The organism is Nitrospirillum amazonense (assembly GCF_029594735.1).
GTDB lineage: Bacteria > Pseudomonadota > Alphaproteobacteria > Azospirillales > Azospirillaceae > Nitrospirillum > Nitrospirillum amazonense.
The window spans coordinates 1,033,714-1,042,530 of record NZ_JARPAF010000004.1 but is presented as its reverse complement, the minus strand read 5'-3'; the positions used below and the strand labels follow the sequence as shown (position 1 = coordinate 1,042,530).

9 protein-coding genes are annotated in these 8,817 nt (G+C 66.3%); 6 read left to right on the top strand and 3 right to left on the bottom strand.

Annotated elements, in window-relative coordinates:
• Positions 1–21: 21 nt before the first annotated feature.
• The 5 genes from P5F91_RS25420 (at position 22) to P5F91_RS25400 (ending at position 5,452) form a co-directional block, all read left to right on the top strand.
• Positions 22–405: a response regulator gene (locus tag P5F91_RS25420; RefSeq protein WP_145610019.1), complete on the top strand. Its 384-nt coding sequence runs from the start codon at positions 22–24 to the stop codon at positions 403–405.
• Positions 402–1,052 (top strand): chemotaxis protein CheX, encoded by a 651-nt coding sequence (locus P5F91_RS25415; protein WP_145614889.1) that lies wholly within the window; start codon positions 402–404, stop codon positions 1,050–1,052. The genes P5F91_RS25420 and P5F91_RS25415 overlap by 4 nt, the downstream gene beginning before the upstream one ends.
• Before the next feature lie 36 nt (positions 1,053–1,088).
• A complete protein-coding gene (locus P5F91_RS25410; protein ID WP_145610017.1) occupies positions 1,089–3,917 on the top strand; it encodes a hybrid sensor histidine kinase/response regulator in 2,829 nt (942 codons plus the stop codon).
• A 93-nt stretch (positions 3,918–4,010) separates the two neighbouring features.
• On the top strand, positions 4,011–4,853 hold the full coding sequence (locus tag P5F91_RS25405) for a hypothetical protein (RefSeq protein ID WP_145610016.1): 843 nt from the start codon (positions 4,011–4,013) through the stop codon (positions 4,851–4,853).
• Between the two features lie 20 nt (positions 4,854–4,873).
• Entirely contained in the window at positions 4,874–5,452 is a 579-nt protein-coding gene (locus P5F91_RS25400) for a DUF4269 domain-containing protein (RefSeq protein ID WP_145610015.1), read from the top strand.
• Here the strand turns inward: P5F91_RS25400 and P5F91_RS25395 are convergent.
• The gene (locus P5F91_RS25395) at positions 5,412–6,323 is read right to left on the bottom strand and encodes an EamA family transporter (RefSeq protein WP_145610014.1); all 912 of its coding nucleotides are present in this window, start codon (positions 6,321–6,323) and stop codon (positions 5,412–5,414) included. The two genes, P5F91_RS25400 and P5F91_RS25395, sit on opposite strands and share 41 nt — an antisense overlap.
• 143 nt (positions 6,324–6,466) lie before the next feature.
• Here P5F91_RS25395 and P5F91_RS25390 point away from each other — a divergent pair, with 143 nt between their 5' ends.
• Complete coding sequence (locus tag P5F91_RS25390; protein WP_277908625.1) at positions 6,467–6,970, top strand: Lrp/AsnC family transcriptional regulator; 504 nt, start codon at positions 6,467–6,469, stop codon at positions 6,968–6,970.
• Between the two features lie 328 nt (positions 6,971–7,298).
• Here the strand turns inward: P5F91_RS25390 and P5F91_RS25385 are convergent, their stop codons facing one another.
• On the bottom strand, positions 7,299–8,102 hold the full coding sequence (locus P5F91_RS25385; protein ID WP_145610012.1) for a hypothetical protein: 804 nt from the start codon (positions 8,100–8,102) through the stop codon (positions 7,299–7,301).
• Between the two features lie 202 nt (positions 8,103–8,304).
• Positions 8,305–8,817: a hypothetical protein gene (locus P5F91_RS25380; protein ID WP_145610011.1), complete on the bottom strand. Its 513-nt coding sequence runs from the start codon at positions 8,815–8,817 to the stop codon at positions 8,305–8,307.

Sequence of the window (8,817 nt, the reverse complement as noted above, 5' to 3'; positions counted from 1 at the left end):
GACTTGGGCGGGATGGTTGAAATGGGTACTACGGTCTTAATCGTCGATGATAGCAAACTAGCGCGCATCGTCGTGGCCAAGGCTATCGCGGCGCTGCAGCCCGGTTGGACAAAGGTCGAGGCGGGCAATGCCGACGAGGCGTTGGCCATCCTGCGCGATGGTCAAGTCGACCTCGCCATCCTGGACTTCAACATGCCCGGCCGAAATGGATTGGAATTGGCGGAGCATATGCGACATCGCTACCCGGACATGCCCATAGCGCTTGCGACCGCCAATGTGCAGGACGAGGTGATCGCCCGCGCCCGCGCGGCCAACGCCACCTTCGTCAGCAAGCCCATCACCGAAGATGGGATCCGGGACTTCCTGTCCGGCGCGGCCTTGAAGCTGCGCGCGGTGCACGGATGAACCAAACCCCCCATATCCTGGATGAGTTGGAGAACGACGCGCTGACCGAACTGGTCAACATCGGTGTCAGCCGCGCGGCCGTCAGCCTGCGCAAGATGGTGGGCAACCAGGTGACGCTGTCGGTGCCGTCGGTGGAGGTGGTGGGGCGCAAGTTGGCCGCCACCCTGATCCAGGAGCGGGAAAGCGATGAACTGGTGGCCGTTCGCCAGGATTTCACCGGCGCCTTCAACGGCCGCGCCCTGCTGATCTTCCCTGAGTCCAACAGCCTGGAACTGGTCCGCGCCGTCACACAGGATGAGCTGTCTCGAACGGAGATGGTGGACATCGAGGAGGAGGCCCTGGCCGAGACGGGCAATGTCGTTCTGAACGGCTGCCTGGCCACCATGGCCAACATCCTTCAGCGGCCCCTGACCATGTCGTTGCCGCAGGTGCTGCGCGGCGATGGGCAGATCCTGTTCGAACTGGCGGAAAAACACGATGACGATGGCGTCGTCCTGTTCCTGTACATCAATTTCGCCATCAGCGGCCGGGACATCCGGGGCTATATCGCCATGCTGATGGATCTGCCGTCGTTGCAGTCGCTGAAGGAGCTGATCGGCGAATTCATCGCGCGGGTGGTGGGCACGGACGGTGGCGATGCCCACTGACGGTCTTGCCTCTGGCGCCGGGGGGAGGGGACGGGCATGACCGGCCGAGCGGAGGCTGTGATCGTGATGGAGCGGGACGGCGGGGTTTTGCCGGAGGTGCGGGCGCTGTGCGGCCCGCTGCTGGACGCGCTGGTCCAGTCCGGCATGCCCTTGACCATCACCGACCATCGCCGGCCGGGCGAGCCGCTGGTTTTCGCCAATCCCGCGTTCGAACGCCTGACCGGCCACGCCTTTAGCGGCCTGGCCAACCGGCCTTTCGGCTTCCTGGCCGCCGCCGATGCCGACCCCGCCATCCTGGCCGGGATCGAGGAGGCTTTGGCCGCCGACCGGCCGCTGACGGCCGATCTGCGGGTGATGCGCAAGGATGGTACCATTTTTTGGGACCGCCTGCGGCTGACCCCGGTCGTGGATGGTCAGGGCACCACGCCCTATTTCCTGTGGACCCACTGTGACCAGACCGTTGAGCTCGCCCGCATGGAGGTGGAGGCCGAGCTGGCCGCCAGCCGCCAGGCGCTGGCCAACGCCAAGGAACGGGCGCGCCTGGCCCAGGCCGTGGGCGGCACCGCCGGCGCCTGGGAATGGGACGTGGCCGACGGCCGGCTTTATGCCGACGCCCGCTTCGCCGAGCTGTACGGCCTGGATCCGGTGGCCGCCGGCAATGGCCTGTCCACCGACGCCTTCTTCGATTCAATCCATACCGACGACCGCATGCGCATCCGCATCGCCGTGGCCGGGGTGATGCATGGCGCCGACATCTTCGCCAAGGACTACCGGGTGGTGGGCCGTGACGGCACGGTGCGCTGGGTCTCGGCCCGCGGGGGGGCCGACCGCACCGCCGACGGGGCGGCGCGCCGCTTCCGTGGCGTGCTGGCCGACATCACCGAGCAGAAGCGGGTGGAGGAACAGCTGCGCGTGGCCCAGACCGCCGGCGGCGTGGGCACGTTCGAGTATATCAGCGGCTTCGGCACCGTATCCGTGTCCGAGCAGTTCTGTCGCCTGCTGGGCCTGCACCCGACCACGGCCCTGCCGGTACGCACCGTCAATGCCGTAGTGCTGGCCGATGACGCCCCCCTGATCACCAGCCTGGAAGGCGGGGAGACGGCGCCTCCCTACCGCGAGTTTCGCATCCGCAGGCCCGATACGGGGGAGATCCGCTGGCTGGCCCAGCGGGGGGAGCACCGCCGCGACGGCAAGCGCGACCGCGAAGGGCGCCAGGGATCGGGCAGCCGCTTCATCGGCGTGATCTACGACATCACCGCGTCCAAGGATGCGGAGGAAAAGCTGCGCCAGTTCGCGGAGACGCTGGAGGCGCGGGTGGAGGAGCGCACGCGGGAGCGTGACCGCGTCTGGAACAACTCGCGTGACCTGCTGGTCATCATCGGCGCCGATGGCATCTGCCGGGCGGTCAGCCCCTCATGGACCGCCATCCTGGGCCATGAGACGGAAGAGGTCGTGGGCCGCCAAGTGCAGGACTTCGTCCACGCCGACGACATGGTGGGGACGGCGGAGGCGCTGATGGGCGCCCTTCATGACCAGAACCTGACCAATTTTGAGAACCGCCAGTTGCACAAGGACGGCAGTCTGCGCTGGATCTCCTGGAACACGTCCAAGGAAGGTGACCTGGTCTACGCCTACGGTCGCGACATCACCGAGGACAAACAGCGCGCCGACATGCTGCGCCAGACGGAAGAGCAGCTGCGCCAGGCCCAGAAGATGGAGGCCGTGGGCCAGCTGACCGGCGGGTTGGCCCACGACTTCAATAACATGCTGATGGGCGTCATCGGCGGCCTGGACATCGTGCGCCGCCGCATTTCCCAGGGGCGGCTGAACGACCTGGACCGGTTCATGGACGCCTCCATGGCCTCAGCCCAGCGGGCGGCGGCCCTGACCCATCGCCTGCTTGCCTTCTCGCGCCGGCAGTCGCTGGACCCCAAGCCCATCGACGTCAACGGCCTGGTGCGCTCCATGGAAGACCTGCTGCGCCGGACTTTGGGCGAGCAGATCGAGCTGCGCATCACCGTGGCGGAGAACCTGACGGCGGCCCGCAGTGACGTGAACCAACTGGAAAGCGCCATCCTCAACCTGGCGATCAACGCGCGCGACGCCATGCCCGACGGCGGCATCCTGACCATCGAGACCAGCCGCGCCACCCTGGACCGGTCCTACACCAACCGGCACGACGGCCTGTCGCCCGGCGACTATGTCATGATCCGGGTCAGCGATACCGGCATGGGCATGCCGCCCGATGTGGTGGCGAAGGCCTTCGATCCCTTCTTCACCACCAAGCCTATCGGCCAGGGCACGGGCCTGGGCCTGTCCATGATCTATGGTTTCGTGAAGCAGACGGGTGGCCATGTGCGCATCGACAGCGAGCCCTGGCGCGGCACGGCCATCACCCTGTACCTGCCGTGCGACGGTGGCGCCAACGCCCAGGATGGCGGCCTGGCCGGCATGGGCGAGACTCCGGAAGGGGCGGGGGAAATCGTCCTGGTGGTGGAGGACGACGATTCCGTGCGGCTGCTGGTCCTGGATGTGCTGCAGGAACTGGGGTACACCGCCCTGCACGCGGCGGACGGGCGCGGTGCGCTGAGCGTCATCGAATCGTCCAGCCAGATCGACCTGCTGATCACCGATGTCGGCCTGCCGGGCTTGAACGGCCGGCAATTGGCGGAGATCGCGCGCCGGCGGCGGCCCAACCTGCCGGTTCTGTTCGTCACGGGGTACGCCGCCAACGCCGCCGTGCGCGGCGATTTCCTGGAGCCGGGCATGGACATGGTGATGAAGCCCTTCGCCATGGACGAACTGGCGGCCAAGATCCGCGGCATCCTGGAAGAGCGGCAGGTACTGGCGGCCGCTCCTCCTTAACGGGTGTTTTGTTGGATTGAATTCCGTATAGGTTGCGACCCGGCCTGCTTTCCGGCATACCAGGCTCCAGCGGATTAAACCCTGGGGGCTGGGATGCGGACGAATTTGATCATGGGCGCGGTGGCTTTGCTGGTGCTGGCCGGCTGCGCCGCCACGGGACAAGGAACGGGTGGCTCGGGATCGGCCGGGCCGGGCACCAATGCCACGCCGGCCGAGCTTTTCGCCCGCTCCCTGAACGCGGCGGCCGTGGCGCGGCCCGACCTGATCGGGCCGGAACTGGTGCGCATCGTGCCCGATGCCCCCCAGGCATCCTGGGCCAAGCTGATGTGGCGTGATGGACCGCATGGGCGCCAGGTGCTGGTGGCCTCGACCATGGCCACCGCGGCTTATGAGAAATATTATGCCGGGAAGGCCGGCGGCACCTCGCCCGACAGCTGGGGCACCATGTGGGTGACGGCCGTGCCGCAGCTGCAGGAGTTCTGCGCCGGTGCCACCGGTGATGCAGCCGCCAAAACCGAACGGGTGAAACAGTATCTGGGCCTGGACCCATCCCGCGATTATTCCGAGGTGGTGGAGATGTGGGTGGCGCCCGAGGCGTTGGCCCGCCCGTGTCCGGACACCGATGTGACGGCCGCCCACTGCACCCTGGACACCTCTTCCACCGCGGCACGGCCCACCTGCACCGCCGGTGACGCCGCTTGCCTGGAGACGCAGGGCTATTGGGATTGGTTCGCCCGCAACATGCGCGTGAATTATGTCGAGGGCGGCGCGCCCTGGACCCGCCTGGGGTACACCTATGACTGGCATCCCCAGGCTGGCGGGTCCGACGGCGCCGTGCGCTACGGCGCCAGCGAGTTCATCCTGAAGCCCAGCCGCCCCTATGACATCCGCGCCGCCTACACCCTCGCCGACTATTGCCGCAAGCCGGCGGCCTGAGGCCCACGGAGGGCGGCGCCATGTGGCACAATCGCTGGACGGAAAAGCCGTCCTATGAGGAGGCGCTGGCGCTGACCGGCCTCATGAAGACCTTGGCGGCGTTCAACCCGCGCGTCGCGGGCACGCCGCCCCTGGGCCTGGATCTGCCGTCCAGTGACATCGACATCCTGTGCCATGCCCGGGACGCGACCGCCCTTGCCACGGCGCTATGGACTATGGGCGCGGACTGGGAGGATTTCACTCTGCACCAATGGCGGCGGGCGCCGCGGCCGATCATCGCCCGTTTCCGGGCCCACGGCTGGGCCTTCGAGGTTTTCGGAAGCCCCGAGCCGGTGGAGATGCAGGCGGGATGGCGGCACTTCATGGTGGAGGCGCGCTTGCTGTCCCTGGGCGGTCCGGCCCTACGCGCCGCCGTCATGGCGGCCCGGCTGGACGGACTGAAGACCGAACCCGCCTTTGCGCAGGTGCTGAAGCTGCGGGGCGACCCTTATGCCGCCCTTCTGCTGTTGGCGGCCGCGCCCGAAGACCGGCTGTCGGCCCTGGTGGCCGCCGCTGGCTTCATTCCGGCATCACGGGGGTTGCTGACCGGCGGGCGCTGAGCGTGGCGCCGATGGAGGCGACCATGATGGTGGCGATGGCCAGCCAGTGGAGGGGCGACAGCGCCTCGCCCAGAAGCGCCATGGCCATCAGGGCGCCCACCGCCGGCTCCGCACTGGTCAGCGTGCTGAAGGTCTGGGCCGGCAGGCGGCGCATCGCGAACATTTCCAGCGTGTAGGGCAGGGCGCTGGACAGGGCCCCCACCATGACGGCACTGCCCAGGATGGCCGGCTGGAACAGGGTGGCGGCCCCGGTCTGCGCGATCCCGATAGGCAGCACCAGGGTGGCGGCGATCAGCGTGCCCGCCGCTGTCGCCTGGGTGCCATGGGCGCCGCCCACCTTCTTGCCGGCGACGATGTACAGCGCCCAGAACACGCCCGCCCCCAGGGCGCAGGCGATGCCGTACGGGTCCAGCTGCGCCGCCGACCGCTCCAGCGGCAGCAGCAGCGCCAGCCCCGCCACGGCCAACCCTATCCATAGGAAATCGACCCGGCGGCGGGATGACAGCAGCGCCAGGCCCAGCGGCCCCGTGAACTCCACCGCGATGGCGATGCCCACCGGTATGGTCTGCAGCGCCTGGTAGAACAGGAAATTCATCGCCCCCATGGCGCCGCCGTAAACCAGCAGCGGCCGCCAGCTGTTCCGCGTCAGCCGCAGGCGCCAAGGCCGCAGCAGCAGGGTCAGCATAAGGGCCGCCGTCGTCAGGCGCAGGGCCGTGGTGCCCTGCGGGCCCGTCACCGGGAACAGGGTCTTGGCGATGGACGCGCCCGTCGTGACCGATATCATGGCGGCGAACACAGCCACCGTGGGCAGGATCGAGATCAGGCGATCGACCCCCTGGGTGGAGGGGGGAAGGGTGGTGTCGTGGGACATGGGAGAGATCGACGATCAAAAGGCGGTGCCAGGACGCCTGAGGCTCAAGCGTCACGATAGTTTAGTGATGCGGCTGGTCTAAACGTGTCGATTATGGCCGATTCATGATAGTTTTTATCACGCACCATACGCATGGCCCATAAATGATATCGCCTGAGCTGGACGCCATCGATGCCAAGCTGCTGGAGCAGCTGCAGGGCGACGCCCGCCTGCCCATGCCGGCGCTGGCGGAGCGGGTGGGCCTGTCGGGCCCAGCCTGCTACCGCCGTGTCCGGCGCCTGCGCGAGATCGGCGCCATTGAGCGTGAGGTCGCCATCGTCCGACCGCGCACGCTGGGCTGGCCTTTGACCATGGTGGTGTTGGTGACCTTGGAGCGCGACAGCGGCCGCGCCACCGACGCCGGCGGCGGTCACATCATCGACCAGTTCATGCGCAAGATCGCCGCCGTACCGGAGGTGGTGGAGGCCTGGTACGTCACCGGCGACCACGACTTCGCCCTGCGCGTTGTCGCCCGCGACATGGAAGGCTATGACGATCTGACCCGGCGTATGCTGCTGTCTGACGAAAACGTCCGCACTTTCAAGACTTTGGTCGTCATGCGGCAAGCCAAGCCGCTAAGCCCCGTCCCGGCCGACCTGCCGGCTTAGATATAATTTCCATAACGTATCTTATCGGTTTTTGGTATGTAAGCGCAAAGTTAAAATGTCAGGCCTGTGCAAAGTAGAAGTGTCAGTCTCCTGGTTGGGTGGTGCCGGCTGGGAGGTTGGTGATGGGCTGGGTGGTGATGAGCGACCGGGAAGTTCGGCGGGTGGAGGTTCTTGGGGATGTGGTTGGCGGCCGTCTGACGGCGTCGTCCGCTGCGGCTGTTCTGGGCTTGAGCGAGCGGCAGGTATGGCGCTTGCTGCGCCGGTCTCTCGGTTGCGGCGCCATCGCCTCTCCGGCGCCGCCTGTTTCGATCAAGGTTCGCGCCAGATGTCAGCCGGCCGTGGGGAACAGGGCGTGGAGGACGGCGGCCTTCCTCTGCAGATACTGGCCTATGATCCCTTCCAGATCATAGGCCGTCCAGTCAACCTCCATCGCCCGGGCGTAATGCGTCAGGGTGTTCACGGCGTGGAAGAAGTGATTCTTCTCGGTCCCGCCGCAATGCACCGTGATCCAGCGCAGCGGCCGGGCGGTGTCCTCTTCGGTGTAATGGTACTGATCGACCAGCCAGCGCTTGAACAGCGGCAGGATGAACTCGACTTCGCCATGGGTGTAGATCTCGTGCGTCAGCGTGGTCAGCAAGCCCAACGCGATGTCAGGCTCCCGCAGGGACATATGGTCCTTCCACTTCTTGAAATCGGCGGCGGTTGGGTCGATGTGGCGGGTCTGCAGCCAGGCGTCGTCGCCGACGATGCTGGTCGCCATGGTGTGGAACAGCTGCGAATGGAGGACCTTGTGCGTCACCGCCAGGTCTTCATCGATGATGCGATGCAGGGCGACCAGGCTTTGCAGCAGGGCGTGGGAGTCGATCACCGGTTCGCCGCGATACAGCTTCAGGGTCAATCGATTGCTGATGCCGGCGACCGTCATGGCGCTGTTGTTTGTCTGGCTCCAACTGGCGAAGAACCGGCGCAGGACGTCAGGGTCCTGCTTGCCCGCCGTCAGGATACTGAATCCCCTCTCGATGGCGGCGAAGTCGGCCGGGCAGTTCGAAAAGCCCTTCAGCAACGGTTCCCGGAACGGCCCGTCAGGCATGGTCCGCAGCACGGGCAAGATATGAGTGCTCAGGCTTTCCATGAAAGAATCCCCCCAAACAGAATGGTGCGCGCCGTTGGTGGCGCGGAATTGCATTAAGCGGGTAGCAGGAAGGGTGGATTAACATAAATTACGGCAGAAGTCCGCTAGTCATGCCGATTATTATTTGCCATTTATTACGGAGTATTATTTTGATACCGACAATTGTTTCGGCAAACTTGTGTATGATCCGTGTCCTTTATCATCAAATATCGGACTCCCCTCCCCTCAACACCGCCGGGTCATCCTGTAGCGCCTGATGCAGACGGCGGACCGCGACATGGGCGCCGGTGATGGTGATGTCTGGCCCATCCACGCGCACCTCCACCGCACTCTCCCGCCACGCCAACCAACTCAGGCACCAGGGGACGGCCAAGCGGTACAAGATGCGATCGCCGGCGCGTTCGGCCGGCTGGTACTTGATGCCTGCCAGGATGGCCGTGGCCTTGGCGGCCACGATGCCGGGATAAGCCGCTGTCAGCCGCCACCGGAACGGTAGAACCTCATAAGGCGCCCGCAGGGACCCGGCCAAGCTGCCGATCAAGGTGCCGGCAATGACATCCGCATGCAGCGGGCCCTGGCCGGCCAGGCGCAACAGGCCGTTGAAGATCATCAGGCCCACGGTTACACCTGCCAGGGTGCCGACGCTGTGACACAGCAGTTGGCGCAGGGACTGGAAGATCAGGACCTGACGCCATCGGGGCAGAAGGCACTGCAT

What these genes read in the sequence shown, in the direction of transcription:
- P5F91_RS25405 (WP_145610016.1), top strand. Translation starts at nt 4,011, where the DNA reads ATGCGGACGAATTTGATCATGGGCGCGGTGGCTTTGCTGGTGCTGGCC.
- P5F91_RS25380 (WP_145610011.1), bottom strand. Translation starts at nt 8,817, where the DNA reads ATGCAGTGCCTTCTGCCCCGATGGCGTCAGGTCCTGATCTTCCAGTCC.
- P5F91_RS25395 (WP_145610014.1), bottom strand. Translation starts at nt 6,323, where the DNA reads ATGTCCCACGACACCACCCTTCCCCCCTCCACCCAGGGGGTCGATCGC.
- P5F91_RS25415 (WP_145614889.1), top strand. Translation starts at nt 402, where the DNA reads ATGAACCAAACCCCCCATATCCTGGATGAGTTGGAGAACGACGCGCTG.
- P5F91_RS25390 (WP_277908625.1), top strand. Translation starts at nt 6,467, where the DNA reads ATGATATCGCCTGAGCTGGACGCCATCGATGCCAAGCTGCTGGAGCAG.
- P5F91_RS25420 (WP_145610019.1), top strand. Translation starts at nt 22, where the DNA reads ATGGGTACTACGGTCTTAATCGTCGATGATAGCAAACTAGCGCGCATC.
- P5F91_RS25400 (WP_145610015.1), top strand. Translation starts at nt 4,874, where the DNA reads ATGTGGCACAATCGCTGGACGGAAAAGCCGTCCTATGAGGAGGCGCTG.
- P5F91_RS25410 (WP_145610017.1), top strand. Translation starts at nt 1,089, where the DNA reads ATGACCGGCCGAGCGGAGGCTGTGATCGTGATGGAGCGGGACGGCGGG.
- P5F91_RS25385 (WP_145610012.1), bottom strand. Translation starts at nt 8,102, where the DNA reads ATGGAAAGCCTGAGCACTCATATCTTGCCCGTGCTGCGGACCATGCCT.